Genomic DNA, 14,219 nt, shown 5'->3' on the forward strand with positions numbered 1-14,219 from the left:
GGGGAAATGTGTCTTGACCGCGGTTGAGACACATTCAAAAAATACAGATAAAGCCTCGACAAGATGTACTTAACTTCAAACGTTAGGTATCGCGTGACGGTCACAATTAAGTTTGAGCGCCCTTCTTGGCGGCATAACGTAAGAAGCATGAGCTATGAAAGAAATATTAAAAAATTTAGTTGAAACGACAACGCTTCCTGAAGATAGTTATCTTGACCAAGATGCAGAAATTCTTGAAATTTTTGTTGAGGAAATCGAAGAGATCTTCGTTGAGTTAAATGCTTTATTTCCAGAATGGTTGACTAATCCAGATCATCAAGAAAATCTGAAGACCATTCGCCGCCATTTTCATACCCTGAAAGGTTCAGGCCGCATGGTCGGGGCAAAATCGGCAGGGGAAATGGCTTGGGCGGTTGAAGATACCTTAAACCGGGTTTTGTCCGGTTCGATTCAGCTAACACCGACGGTACAGAAATTTGCCCAAGCGGTACTGAATGTCTATCAATATGCTTTATATCCAAAATTCAAACATGTACAGCAATTGGATCTCGATCTGCGTCCAATGGTGCTGTTGGGACAACAATTACAACAACAAATTTCGCCTGAACCTGCGCTAGAAGAATTATTAGCATTGGCAGATCATTTGACTGCTGAAGGTCAGATGACAGGTCTTGAGCTTGCAGACAATGAGCCAAGTGAAGCTGAGCTAACAGTAGCTCCAGTAGAATTACCGGTTCGCAGCGATATCGAAGAAACTGTGGCGATCTTTATTGAAGAAGCAGAAGAGCATCTGGAAACGATAGCCACCTTCCTTCGTACTGAAGATGAAAAATCACAAGATTATAATGCGTTGATTCGTGCGATTCATACCTTGCGCGGCAGTTCATCGATGGCGCAGATTGACCAGATTTTTGAAGCCAGTTCTAAAGTAGAGCATCTGTTCAAAACCTTGCTACAAGATGAAATTGTCTCCACTTCAAAAGAAACCGCTTTACTGATTCAGTATGCTGAGTTTGTCAGTGACTATCTGCATTTGCTACGTCAGGGCAATACTGCAAAACTGGATGCGGTATATGCCACCTTTGAGCGTGTCTGGAATGATTATGGCTTTGCAGTTACTGAAACCAATAGCATTCAGACGCAAGGTTTGGTGTCTAAACTGGTTGAGCTGGATATTGATCTGTTATTGGATGCCGAGTTTGAATTTGATAAACGCGCCCAAGTCGATTATCCGGAATATATTCAGGCACTCAGCCAGCAGGCTGCAGAATTGCTGGCACATACAGAAAGCCGGGCAGCGCAAGGCATTCATGAATTCACTGCCGACCTGAAATTGGCTTATGATGCGCTGCTTGAAAAGCCAGTGCTGCTAAACAGCGATTATGCTTATGAACTGTTCGCACAGGCGCATCAGGAATTTATTCATTTATTTGATACCTTGGCCGCAGGACAGCGCGTCATTCTGAATGATGAGATTCAAAAAATACTCAGTGAACTGTCTGCATTTGTGCAGCAGGATCTCGAGATATTTGCTGAAGATACTAGTAATCAGAATATTGAGCTAAGCTCAGAGGCCACACAAGTGGCTGAAACTGTCGCGACAGGCAGTGTCGATTTTGCTGGTTTGAGTCAACGCATCGCTGCAGATCGTCAACAGCAGCAAAGTGCTGAAACCAACCGTTATTTTGATGAAGAATTATTAAGTATCTTCCTGGAAGAAGCGGATGAACTGCTCGCAGGCATTGATGAAGATCTGAATACCTGGAGCAAAAAACAGGACGATACAACCTCGCTGAATAATCTGATGCGTCATTTGCATACCTTAAAAGGTGGTGCAAACATGATCGCAGCATCGCATATCGGTTTGATTGCGCATGAACTAGAAAGTATTTATGAGCGGGTGATCCGTCAGCAAATTGCCGTGACACCTGCTTTAATCCAGATTATTCGTCTGGTTCAGGACAACATTTCCGATCGTATTCAATCTATTCGGGAAGACGGCATTGATTATCCTGCACCAGAAGCGATTGCGATTCTGCAAAATATTCAGGTGCTGGTGTCTGGACAAGCTGTTGCTGCTGTGGAGAGCGCGAATACTGTAGTTGAAGTTGCAGAGGTCGAAGCGACATCAATTCGTGAACCGCAACTTGAAGAGTTAGCAACGACTGAACAGCCTGCAACTGATTTGGCAGAAGCTGAAGAATTACTGGAAATCTCTGAGTCTTCTGAGGCTATTGAAGACACACCAGTAGAACGTTCTGAAGAAGACGAACTGAAATCCATTGTTGAAGAGTCTTTCCTGGAAGAATCCGAAGAGATTCTGGCGAATGCCGAGAAGCTCCTCAATCAATGGTTTGATCAGCGTAGTGACCGTAGTTTATTGCTGCAATTACAGCGTGCCGCCCACAGTATCAAGGGTGGCGCACGTATGGTAGATGTTGAAGAAGTGGCCAGTATTGCCTATGAGCTGGAAACGACTTTCGAACAGTTTGCGGTCTATCAATTTAACTCAAATGCCTATGATGGCTTACTGCAGAAAACGCTGGTCTGGTTGAGACAGGCGATTTTCCAACGCGACTATAGCGGTTTTGAGCCGCTGCACAGTAGTCTGAAAAAGATTGCTTATGTGGACGTTACTGCACAGTTGCCTGAGCGTCTGGCGAAAACAGATAATCTTGTAGTCAGCACCGACTTCGGCTTTGTTGAAGGTGATGGTACTGAACCGCCACAGATGATGGGTGAATGGGCGAATAGCGGTACCAGCGATAGTAATAACGAGATGATCCGTATCTCTGCTGATCTGGTCGAGAAGATGATTGACCTGTCCGGTGAGAACTCGATTAACCGTTCGCGTATCGAGATGGACCTGGGTCAGCTAGGCAATACCCTGAACGAGATGGAATTGGCGATCAAACGTCTTGCCGATCAGTTACGTCGAATGGAAGGCGAGCTGGAATCACAGATTATTGCCAAACACGGTTCAGAGAACTCGCGCTATGCTGACTTTGACCCGCTGGAAATGGACCAGTATTCGTCGCTCAACCAGCTGTCTAAATCACTGGCAGAATCTGCATCAGATTTGGTCGACTTCAAGAGTACACTGGCCGACAAGATTCGCGAAACTGAAGGTCTGTTATTGCAACAATCCCGTATTCAGGCCGAGATTCAGGAAAGCCTGATGCGTACCCGTCTGGTTCCATTTGATCGGATGTTGCCGCGTTTACAGCGTATCGTGCGTCAAACCTCGACCACCTTGAACCGTCCTGCAGAACTGATCGTACAGAATACCGAAGGTGAACTGGATCGTAATATTCTCGAGCGTCTGGTCACACCATTTGAGCATATGCTGCGTAATGCGATTGACCATGGCCTGGAAGATACGGCAGATCGTATCGCACTGAACAAGCCGGAAGTGGGTTCGATTGTCTTGAACATCAGCCGCCAGGGAACCGATGTAATTGTATCCTTTAGTGATGATGGTAAGGGGATTGATGCAGAGAAGATTCGTGAAAAAGCGCTGAGTCTGGATCTAATCAAAGCGGATCAAGTCATTGATCAGGAAGAAATCCTGCAATTTATCTTCCATCCTGGTTTCAGTACCGCGAAAGCAGTGACCCAGATTTCTGGTCGTGGTGTCGGTCTGGATGTGGTACAAAGCGAGATCAAATCACTGGGCGGCCATGTGTCAGTGAGCTCGGAACTGGGCAAGGGTACGGTCTTTACGATTCGCGTACCGACGACCGTAGCGGTCAGCGATGCCTTGATGGTGAAAGTGGGCGATCAGCAATATGCGATTTCTCTGGCGCAGATTGACCGAATCGTGCGTATTGCACCGACCACATTGGAAAGCTATTTCAACAGTAAAGATGACTATTTCAAGATCGATGGCGCAAACTATAAGCTGCGTTATCTGTCTGAGTTTGTTGGCAACCAGCCGATTCCACGTCTGAATAATGTTGGTCATTCATTGCCGGTGCTGTTGATTAAAGGTAATAGTGGTCAAACCATTGCCTTGCTGGTCGATCAGCTGGTCGGTTCACGAGCGCAGATTGTAGTAAAATCGATTGGACAGCAGTTTGCCAACGTCGGGGTAGTGGCCGGTGCCACGATTCTGGGTGATGGTCAGGTCTGTCTGATTCTCGATGGACAGAATGTTGCCCGCCAGATTCAGGCGACACAGCGTGTCAAACAGCTGAATGATCAGCGTGATGGTTCGCGTAATTCAAATGCACGTCGTCTGGTGATGATTGTCGATGACTCGGTGACTGTACGTAAAGTGACGTCGCGTCTGCTTGAACGTCAAGGCTATGATATTGTCACTGCCAAAGATGGCGTAGATGCGATCGAGCAGCTTGAAAACGTCAGACCGGATCTGATGTTGCTGGATATCGAAATGCCGCGCATGGACGGTTTCGAAGTGACCAATCTGGTTCGTCACCATGATATTCACCGTGACTTGCCGATTATCATGATTACCTCACGTACCGGTGAGAAGCATCGTGAACGTGCATTCAGCTTGGGCGTAACGCACTATATGGGTAAACCGTTCCAGGAAGCGGAACTGTTGGCCAATATCCAGCAACTGATTGCTGAAAAACAGAGGTAATATATGAGTCAGACCAATTCAAGCAATAAAATGGCTGATCAGATTAGCCAGCAGGAACTTCAGCATCTGATTACGGTATCGACCGGATTTATTGATGCCTATATTATTGACTGTCATGGCAAAGATCCGATGCTATTGCCACAAAACATTGTATTGTCAGCACTGGATAGCAATACTCAGGTCAAAACTGTAGAATGGCATGAGGCACAGTTACCGGTCTATGCAGTGAATGATCCGTCACGTCAAAATGGGGTGGCACTGGTGATTGAGGGGGATGAAATTACTCAGCGCTTTGCCCTGATGTGTAATGAAATGCCGAAAACCATCCGGATTCGTATTTCCGAAGTGGTCGATGTCGATCAGCCGGTGAATGATCCTGCCATCTTTCAATATGTGCGCATGAACGAACAGCTGTTCCATATTCCGAATATGACCAATATTCAGGCTACAATCGGGCTGTAATCCAGGCTATAAAATATAAAAAAGGAACTCCATGGAGTTCCTTTTTTATTGCGTTATGAATTTACTTAATTGGCGAGTAAATTCACGAGAATCTGCTCATAGATTTCAGCCAATGGCTCTAAGTCTGCAATATCGACATGTTCATTGATCTGATGAATCGTGGCATTCGATACGCCAAGTTCCAGTACCTGTGCGCCGGTAGGGGCAATAAAGCGGCCATCTGAGGTACCGCCCGAAGTCGATAGTTCAGTTTCAGTCCCCGTCACATTCAGAATGGCGGTTTTAGCTGCATTTACCAGGTCACCGACCGGGGTCAGGAAAGGCAGGCCAGATAAAGTCCAAGAAATGTCATAGTCCACACCATGACGATCCAGAATTTCTAAAGTACGTACTTTGAGTTCTTCGGCGGTCACTTCAGTTGAATAACGCCAGTTGCACAATAGGTTCATGGTGCCGGGAACAACATTGGTTGCGCCTGTACCCGAATTGATATTGGAAATCTGGAAGGTCGTCGCCGGGAAATATTCGTTGCCATGATCCCAGACTGTGTCGCACAGTTCAGCAATGGCTTTAGAAGCGGTATGAATCGGATTCACGGCCAGATGCGGATAAGCCACATGACCCTGTTTGCCTTTGACTGTAAGGTTGGCATTTAATGAACCACGACGGCCATTTTTGACTATATCGCCCAGTTTATTAGTACTTGACGGTTCACCGACCAGACACCAGGTAATTTTCTCATTACGCGCTTCCAGTGTTTCAATCACTTTCACCGTGCCGTTAATCGATGGACCTTCTTCATCTGAAGTAATCAGGTAGGCAATCGAACCTTTGTGATTCGGATATTTTTCAACAAAACGTTCTGTTGCAACTACCATGGCTGCCAAAGCCGTCTTCATGTCGGCACTGCCACGACCATAAAGTTTGCCTTCACGGATTTCTGGTAAAAAAGGATCTGAGTTCCAGGCATCCAGATTCCCTGTTGGCACGACATCGGTATGGCCAGCGAAACAGAAGACCGGACCTTCTGTGCCTTTGCGTGCCCAGATATTATCTACATCTTCAAAGCGCATGGATTCAATCTTGAAACCAATCTTCTTTAAGCGTTCAGCCATGATGTTCTGGCAGTCATGATCAATCGGTGTGACAGAAGGCTGACGTAATAGTTGCAGGCTTAAATCGAGGGTAGCGGAAGAGCTCATACGGTATTCAACAGTCGATAATTTTTTCGGTTCTATAATAGGCGAATATAGGCTTGAATGTGAACGACTGATATAAAAAAACCCTATCTGGGATAGGGTTCTGTGAGCGTTTAGGAAAAAACTAGTTTTGACGGATTTCGTCAGAGGTTTTTTCAGCAGTATTGGTTACCGCATCGCCAGCCTTAGACACATCTTTGCCCATGCCTTTTACGGTGTTACAGCCAGTCAATACAAAAGCCATCATTAATGAAGCAGCAAGAATTTTTTTCATCATCATCTCCGTATAATCAATAATAAAATTATTATGATGTGGGACTTAGAGTAGAAAATATACGCCCTAAAAAATATGTGGTTTTCATAGTGCTTCGGTTAATAAATGTAATGCTTTATAGGGGCTTATGCGATGGATGCTGGATCAGCACCGGATTGCGATACATATAAAAGTCATTGCTATCGAGTTTTTTATAAAGTCCATCCGTCCACCAGATCGCAGCTGAACTGCTCGGCCGGGCTTGCGGATAAATCCATTCATGTCGTTGCAGACGATAAAAACCGTGCTGTGCAGCAGGAATATACTGTCCCCATAAACCCAGACGCCGTTCTATATTAATCCATGAGGGAATTGGCTGATCGGCATGATGTGTAGGCAAATACAGCTGTCCCTTGAGGACGCAAAAACGTTTTTGAATGGGATGCTGCAAAGCCTCATCAAACTGGAATTGTTTTTGCGTGAAATGCTTCATTTTTCTGATTAAAGTATCGGTGCGGTTCAGGCCATACCAATGCGGCAGGCTAAAATCGGCTTCGGCCAGATAATATTTCAGTGCTACTTCCCAATGTTCAATCTGTCCTGTATCGGTATTTAATAACAGAAAATCCAGCTCACCCAAGGTCTTGGCACCCTCAATTTTTTGCAGACTATGACCAAGCAACCGATAGGGATGGTAAACATCATCGAGCAACCAGAACCAGACCAGCATTTCAAAGCGCAGCCCCAAACGTGTGCTTTTCAGTTGCTGCACAAATTTGATTAATTCTTCTGGATGCTGATCGAGAAACTCCAAGCGTGGATGATAATGGTCAAGATGTTGCTGCCAGGTCTGGCTGTAATGCAACTCAAAAAGATGTATGAGCTCAAGTTCATCTGGAACATGGGACAGGATATTCGGACTGCCAATAGCAAATGCCAGTTGCCGCACCAAAGGATGTTGATAACGTTGCCATGCTTCTACAAGATTTTGGTTTAAACTGGAAAAGGGCATAGTACAACCTGTGAAAAGTGCAGAAATACAACGGACAGTATCGGAAAACGCTTTATACTACCTGAATTCTGCGGCTAGGGTTGATATATGAAAGTGTTGTTTTGGCGAAGTCTGGTGGTGCTGTTTGTGATCCTGGGCTTTATCGGTGCAATCCTGCCGGGTATGCCAACAACGGTCTTTTTGATTCTGGCGGCCTGGGCGGCATCCAAGGGCTGGCCGCAAATGGATGACTGGTTATTGAATCATCCCAAATATGGCCCGACCTTAAGAGATTGGCGCGTACATGGTACTGTACCGCGTAAGGCCAAATGGCTGGCCAGTATCATGATGCTGATCAGCGGGATCATCATGCTGTTTACCACGGCACCCTTGGCCGTAAAAGCCTTTACCAATATTACGATGCTGATCGTCGCGATCTGGTTATGGCGACGCCCTGAACCGAATCAGATCATTATTCAGCAAAATACAGTCGATCCAGAAAAGACAGATCTACAAACTCCGCAATCTGTAGATAGTAAATTAAACCCTATAAAACCAAACAAAATAGAGTCTGAGAATAACAAGTCATGAGTACCTTGCATCTGGATCAAGCCGATATCCTGATTGATCTTGCCCAACAAAAACTGTATCTGCCCCGTCTAAACAAGCAATATCTGATTTCCAGTGGCAAAAATGGCATTGGCGAAACTGAAAATAGTGGCCAGACTCCTCGTGGATGGCACAAAGTCGCTGAAAAGTTTGGTCAGAATGCTCCCTTAAATAGTGTATTTGTCGCACGTCAGGTGACGGGTGAAATTTATAATCCCCAATTGGCAGCAGAATTTCCGCAGCGTGACTGGATCCTGACGCGCATTTTATGGCTGAGTGGCCTTGAGGCAGGTTTTAATCAAGGGGAGGGCTGCGATACCTATCAGCGTTATATCTATATTCATGGCACCCCAGAAACCGAAAAGATGGGAGAGCCGCTGTCGCACGGCTGTATTCGTATGCGTAATCCGGAGGTCGCTGAATTATTTGACCTGATCAGTGAAGATGCACTGGTTTATATCTCAGAACAGACATTAGATCTGGAAAAACTAAATGTTTCGAAAAGCGAATAAAAGTTAGATTTTAAGATCATGTGAAAATGATTTTGTTTTTATGGGCTGAATCTGCTTGATCTTGATGGAGACAGGAGAAAAGATTGATTAATCTGATCCAGATCCTATTTTCATGGCATAGAACAGGTTGAATCATCCTCTAAAGCTTAAATTTATCGCTATTTCCCACTTAAAAATAAATGACAGTTGCAAGATTACATGAACACAACGTCGAGTATTTTAAAGCTTTGTATAATCCTTAATCAGAATTGCAATATGTCGTGTGGTTAGACTGAAACTTCGCAGGGTAAAACACAAAATTTCGCTTCAATTTTCATTTTGAAAATTAAAAAATTTCGGTAGGGACTTAAAAAATAAACAAAAAGTGTTGTTTTTTTTAACAAACAACCTATTTTTTAATCACTCACACCTAAAAAGTGGAAAACATTCCGAAAAGCGTTTGACAGGCTGTGCAGATTCTCTATAATGCACCCATCAAACGATGATAGACGTTTAGAAAGGGCGCTTAGCTCAGTTGGTAGAGCGTCTGCCTTACAAGCAGAATGTCGGCGGTTCGATCCCGTCAGCGCCCACCAAGCTCTTTCATGTTGAGACCTTATAGTTGCAGCGGTAGTTCAGTTGGTTAGAATACCGGCCTGTCACGCCGGGGGTCGCGGGTTCGAGCCCCGTCCGCTGCGCCACTTTAAGATCTTGATTTTCGTTTGCCACAATAGCGACATTGTGTAAATGCAGCGGTAGTTCAGTTGGTTAGAATATCGGCCTGTCACGCCGAGGGTCGCGGGTTCGAGCCCCGTCCGCTGCGCCATTTATACGATAGACCTTTTGAGGGCGCTTAGCTCAGTTGGTAGAGCGTCTGCCTTACAAGCAGAATGTCGGCGGTTCGATCCCGTCAGCGCCCACCAGATTCTTTTGCGATGCAGCGGTAGTTCAGTTGGTTAGAATACCGGCCTGTCACGCCGGGGGTCGCGGGTTCGAGCCCCGTCCGCTGCGCCATTTCAAAAGAAATTAAATTGAGGTCCCTGAGCCTGAATTTAATAAACTAAAGATTGACACTCTTTATCAGGGCGCTTAGCTCAGTTGGTAGAGCGTCTGCCTTACAAGCAGAATGTCGGCGGTTCGATCCCGTCAGCGCCCACCAGATTCTTACGATGCAGCGGTAGTTCAGTTGGTTAGAATACCGGCCTGTCACGCCGGGGGTCGCGGGTTCGAGCCCCGTCCGCTGCGCCATCTTAAGATGAAAAGCTTGGATTCCTGAGATCTGAGTTTTCAAGATACCAAGACTACATTCCTTGTTGGTCTTGCGTCATTTAAAACAACGTTGTTGTTTTTCTCAGGGCGCTTAGCTCAGTTGGTAGAGCGTCTGCCTTACAAGCAGAATGTCGGCGGTTCGATCCCGTCAGCGCCCACCATATCTTCTTGCTTCAACTCGATTTATTCCTTAGAATCTGATTCTATTATAATAATATTAAGATTTCACGATTATGAGAAATCCCTATCAGCGCAAAGCCGCGACCAAATCCCAAAAAACTGCTTTCGATCCTCAACAGCTTTATAAGCAATATATTGAAGCCATTGTTGCCAATGCTGGCATTTTTGCACTCTACCAAGATGGCTGGGCCTTATGTGCCACGCCTACCGGACAACGCGCATTTGCCTGCTGGCAAAGTAAAGGTCTGGCTCGACTGCTGATTAAAGACAATTGGGCAAATTACGAGATTCAGGAAATTGGTCTTAAGGATTTTGTAGAGAAAGTCATTCCCTTTTTACGTCAGGAAAGTACCATTGTTTCGCTTGATCTGACCCCGGAAGGACAGAATATTCTGGTGGCACCGGAAAAATTATTACTCGATATTAAAAATTATCTGTATCAGATTTATGTGCAAAAACCTGAACTGTTTAAAAATCCGGATATGCCTTTGCCTAGGCAGATCCGTTTAAATTAAATTTATTGTTTTTAAAACAGCTTGTTTATTGGAACAATGAATATTCATTCAGTAGCCAGCCACTAATCAAAGCAAAATATTCGCGTAACCAGGAATTATAGCGAACATTCTGGGGTGTGCTGGCACTCAGGCTGATGACTTGTTGATAACCCTGATGTCTGGCAATGGCGCGAGCACGAGGGCTGTGAAAATCGCTGGTGACAATCGCAATTGGCTCATTTCGATCAATATGTTGCTGTTTTAATATTGCCTGAGAATATTGCAGGTTCTGTTGGGTACTCCTGCTTTGATCTTCTAGGCTAATGGGGTTGTTGAGCTGCGGATAGTTCGTATGGATATAACTTTGCATGACTTCAGCTTCGCTCTGTCTCTCCCAGAAATTTCGTCCACCGGTCATAATGATTAAAGTCTTCGGATATCGTTCTGCATATTTTGCTGCGGTATCCAGACGATTTTTTAAGATGGGTGAGGGCTGACCCTGATTAATACCACTACCTAATACTAAAATCGCTGCAGCAGGTCGTGCCGGAACAGTCGGGTTGATTGACATCTGGATATAAGCGAAGAAAGCAGCGACACTGATGATCCAGAATAGAAATCCGCCCCAGAGACTGTTCCAGAACAAGGTTCTGAATCGGGAATTCTGTTTCCAGCGCTGAATAGATGAAAAAAACAAGGCATACAGGATGAATGCCACCCCAATGAAGGTAGACAAGGCAATAGCAAAATGCCTCTGACCTTGGCTCAGTAACCAGACGCTATTGAGACATAGAATCAAGCCAAAGATCAGGCTAAGACTTCGTTTAAGTTGATTGAGCATCCAGAGTTCCTTTTTTCTTATTCATATTCTTATTATTGCTTTTGTATCTTCAATAAAAACCGGGCCATTGAGCCCGGTTTTTAGCATATCAGGTTATCTTAATATACATCACGGCGATAACGTCCATCCAGACGTAATTGATCTAGCATTGTTTCACCGAGAATCTCGGTCAGGGCCTGATCCACATCGCTGGCCATACCATTGATGCTACCACAAACATAAATCACCGCACCTTGTGCAATCCAGGCTTTTAGTTCTTCAGCCTGTTCACGCAGTTTATGGTGTACATAGACTTTTTCCTGCTGGTCGCGCGAGAATGCAAGATCGAGACGTTTCAGGGTTCCCATTTGCAGCCAGGCCTGAATGGTTTCTTCAAAGAAGAAGTCATGTTCACGCTGACGTTCACCAAAGATTAGCCAGTTCTGGCTATAGTCCTGACGGTTACGCGCACTGAGCAGACTTAATAATCCCGCAATCCCGGTACCATTACCAATACAGATAATCGGGCGGTTGTCATCAATCAGGTGGAAAGACTCATTGCTGCGAATACGCAGTGCAATGGGTGCATTAAGCGCTGAATGTTGAGTCAACCAGCCGGAACCCAGACCGAGATTACCATTCGTGTCGGTTTGCTGACGTACCACCAGACGCAAAACCTGCTGGCTTGGAATGCTGGCAATCGAGTATTCACGTGTTGCCAAAGCCGGTAATTGCGTGAGGAGCTGATCCAGAGAATCAAAAGGTTCAGCTTGAGTCAGATCACGATCCCAGAGTGCCTGTTCAATGCTTTGATGCAGAGATGGGACCTCTGTACCCGCTGCAATCTGGTGCTTTTGCATAAATGCATGAATACGTTCTTGGCTATTCCCTGGTTGAACCTCGGCAATATCACCTGCTTGCCAGATGGCTTCATGTTCAGGGGTCAGTTCGATATTGAAGGCAGGCGCACCCAGACTACCTGGATTGAGGACTTCACGTTTACTCAGGTTCCAGTGATCAAAGGTCTTATCGATACTCATCGCTTGTAGCTCAAGTCGAGTGACTTGTGCCAGTGCAGTATTCCATTGCTGGATATGCTCGTTGTTGGCATTGTCGACTTCAATTGTATTGAATAGCTGCTGGGCACCATTCTGTTTTAACCACTGATCAATACGGTGACCAAAACTGCAATAGCTGTCTGGATATTCCTGAGAACCTAAGGCCAATACAGCATAACTTAAATGACTGAGATCAGCTTGAGCAGACAGGATTTTTTTCTCAAAAGAAGAAGCCAGATCCGGCGCTTCACCTGTGCCATAAGTACTGGCAACAAATAATACCTGTTCGGTTTGCTGTAAATCGGCAAGCGTCAGTTGCTGTACCGGCTTGACGGTTACCGGTTGGCGTGCTTCCTGTAGGGCAGTTGCTGTACGCCAAGCCAGTTGCTCAGAAACCCCTGTTTGTGAGGCATAAGCAATGAGCCACGGTTTGGCATTTTCATCGACGTTCACTGCAGTCGCACCCTGACGTGCTTCCAGCGTTAAGCGTTTTTGTTTGCGACGTTTCAGATAGAGCATCCAACCTGTCACAAAGAACAATGGCATCAACAAGGCTGCGACCATGACAAGGAACTGATAGATCGGGCCGAAGAAGCTGCCACGATGCACCGGTAACATGCTGCTCATGATCTTTTCATTGAGCTTTTTATCTTCATACAGCTCGACTTCGGTAAATTCAGCTGTCTGGTAATTATAAGTAGCACTGTTTCGTGCACGCTCATGTTGAGCGATCGGATCCACAAAGCTCAGCTGCATTTCGCCATCCGGTTTTTTTGGAAGGTTAAACGTTACGGTAGAATACTTATCTGAAAATTCAGTGTTAAAGCCAATCCAGCTCTGGTCTAGTGCACGGACAGTAGTTTCAGGGCTGAGACCTTCGCGTGCTTCACCTTCAGCACGTGGGCCACGTTCGCCGCCTGGATGTCCTTCACCACGGTTATTGCCGGCATTGGCCTGCATTTCCGGTTGCGGACGCTCTACACCCAGTACCTTAAACATGCCATTGCGCCACCAGTCATAAGACCAGTACAGGCCGGTACAGGCTAAAATCAGGTAAAAAATCACCACCCAGGTTCCCACAACAGCGTGCAGATCCCAGATAAAATTACGGCCTTTCAGCTGAGGTTTTACAAAGAACCATTGCTTGATCGAATGACGTTTCGGCCAGCGCAGGTATAGACCTGACAAGACAAAAAAGATCAGCATCAGGGTACAGGCACCGGTAATCTGTTTACCTACTGGACCAACCGTCAAATTACGATGCAGTTGCTGAACAAACTGGAAAAATTCCCGACCCTTAATCTCTGGCAAGACTTCAGCCGTATACGGGTTGATCATGATGTTCTGACCACGCCGTGCGCCTTCTTTAGCGACATTCACGGTACTCGAAGCACTTGGATCTTGTGCCACGGTAATACTGTTGATCTTCATGTCAGGCGCAGTACGGTTAAAGTGCTGATACAGCTCGGAAGGCGTGAGTTTGTCACGTTGCTGAACCTGAACCGTATAACTGTCGCTATTCATCCATTTTAATATTTGTTGTTCATAGGAATAGATTGCGCCAGTGACCCCCATTATCGAGAGGATTAAACCTGCTGTAATCCCCAGAAACCAGTGGATTTGGAAAAATGTCTTTTTAAACATGGTCGTCAGATTAAGGGTGAGATCTATAAAAGTGGCAAAATTATAACTGAAGTTTAAGCCCGAATTATAGGTGTTGAGGATAATATTTATTCTCATTATCATTTATTATTTTAAGATTAAAAAAACCTCCATGCCGGGGCAGG

General features: G+C 45.5%; 9 protein-coding genes, 8 tRNA genes and 1 pseudogene. 13 read left to right on the top strand and 5 right to left on the bottom strand.

Annotated elements, in window-relative coordinates:
- Positions 1–154 precede the first annotated feature (154 nt).
- Positions 155–4,606 (top strand): hybrid sensor histidine kinase/response regulator, encoded by a 4,452-nt coding sequence (locus tag NI470_RS10905; RefSeq protein ID WP_253148390.1) that lies wholly within the window; start codon positions 155–157, stop codon positions 4,604–4,606.
- A 3-nt stretch (positions 4,607–4,609) separates the two neighbouring features.
- On the top strand, positions 4,610–5,068 hold the full coding sequence (locus NI470_RS10910) for a hypothetical protein (protein ID WP_044111490.1): 459 nt from the start codon (positions 4,610–4,612) through the stop codon (positions 5,066–5,068).
- A 65-nt stretch (positions 5,069–5,133) separates the two neighbouring features.
- Here NI470_RS10910 and dapE read toward each other — a convergent pair whose 3' ends face one another.
- From dapE to NI470_RS10925, 3 genes are all read right to left on the bottom strand, one after another.
- A complete protein-coding gene (gene dapE / locus NI470_RS10915; protein WP_253148389.1) occupies positions 5,134–6,270 on the bottom strand; it encodes a succinyl-diaminopimelate desuccinylase in 1,137 nt (378 codons plus the stop codon).
- Positions 6,271–6,391: 121 nt separating this feature from the next.
- Positions 6,392–6,544, bottom strand: coding sequence for an entericidin A/B family lipoprotein (locus NI470_RS10920; protein WP_004280704.1), 153 nt, complete (start codon positions 6,542–6,544; stop codon positions 6,392–6,394).
- A 112-nt stretch (positions 6,545–6,656) separates the two neighbouring features.
- Positions 6,657–7,532 carry a DUF1853 family protein gene (locus tag NI470_RS10925; protein ID WP_253148388.1) on the bottom strand — a complete coding sequence of 292 codons (876 nt, stop codon included), beginning with the start codon at positions 7,530–7,532 and terminating at the stop codon, positions 6,657–6,659.
- Between the two features lie 87 nt (positions 7,533–7,619).
- Here NI470_RS10925 and NI470_RS10930 point away from each other — a divergent pair.
- The 11 genes and pseudogenes from NI470_RS10930 to NI470_RS10980 form a co-directional block, all read left to right on the top strand.
- Positions 7,620–7,973 (top strand): annotated as a pseudogene (locus tag NI470_RS10930) (YbaN family protein); the annotation flags it as partial.
- 125 nt (positions 7,974–8,098) lie between these two features.
- On the top strand, positions 8,099–8,632 hold the full coding sequence (gene elsL, locus NI470_RS10935; RefSeq protein ID WP_004280701.1) for a cell wall-recycling L,D-carboxypeptidase ElsL: 534 nt from the start codon (positions 8,099–8,101) through the stop codon (positions 8,630–8,632).
- Positions 8,633–9,131: 499 nt separating this feature from the next.
- A tRNA-Val gene (locus tag NI470_RS10940) sits at positions 9,132–9,207 on the top strand.
- Between the two features lie 28 nt (positions 9,208–9,235).
- Positions 9,236–9,312, top strand: a tRNA-Asp gene (locus NI470_RS10945).
- 48 nt (positions 9,313–9,360) lie between these two features.
- Positions 9,361–9,437 (top strand) — tRNA-Asp (locus NI470_RS10950).
- 21 nt (positions 9,438–9,458) lie between these two features.
- A tRNA-Val gene (locus NI470_RS10955) sits at positions 9,459–9,534 on the top strand.
- Positions 9,535–9,548: 14 nt separating this feature from the next.
- A tRNA-Asp gene (locus NI470_RS10960) sits at positions 9,549–9,625 on the top strand.
- Between the two features lie 69 nt (positions 9,626–9,694).
- A tRNA-Val gene (locus tag NI470_RS10965) sits at positions 9,695–9,770 on the top strand.
- 12 nt (positions 9,771–9,782) lie between these two features.
- Positions 9,783–9,859: transfer RNA gene (locus tag NI470_RS10970), tRNA-Asp, on the top strand.
- A gap of 106 nt (positions 9,860–9,965) precedes the next feature.
- Positions 9,966–10,041 (top strand) — tRNA-Val (locus NI470_RS10975).
- 72 nt (positions 10,042–10,113) lie between these two features.
- Positions 10,114–10,575: a DUF2750 domain-containing protein gene (locus NI470_RS10980; RefSeq protein ID WP_005104048.1), complete on the top strand. Its 462-nt coding sequence runs from the start codon at positions 10,114–10,116 to the stop codon at positions 10,573–10,575.
- 25 nt (positions 10,576–10,600) lie between these two features.
- Here the strand turns inward: NI470_RS10980 and NI470_RS10985 are convergent, their stop codons facing one another.
- Entirely contained in the window at positions 10,601–11,395 is a 795-nt protein-coding gene (locus NI470_RS10985) for a YdcF family protein (protein ID WP_005104046.1), read from the bottom strand.
- Between the two features lie 98 nt (positions 11,396–11,493).
- Positions 11,494–14,076 carry a PepSY domain-containing protein gene (locus tag NI470_RS10990; RefSeq protein ID WP_253148387.1) on the bottom strand — a complete coding sequence of 861 codons (2,583 nt, stop codon included), beginning with the start codon at positions 14,074–14,076 and terminating at the stop codon, positions 11,494–11,496.
- Between the last annotated feature and the right edge of the window lie 143 nt (positions 14,077–14,219).

The sequence above is a fragment of the Acinetobacter lwoffii genome, from assembly GCF_024129115.1.
Taxonomy (GTDB): domain Bacteria; phylum Pseudomonadota; class Gammaproteobacteria; order Pseudomonadales; family Moraxellaceae; genus Acinetobacter; species Acinetobacter lwoffii_T.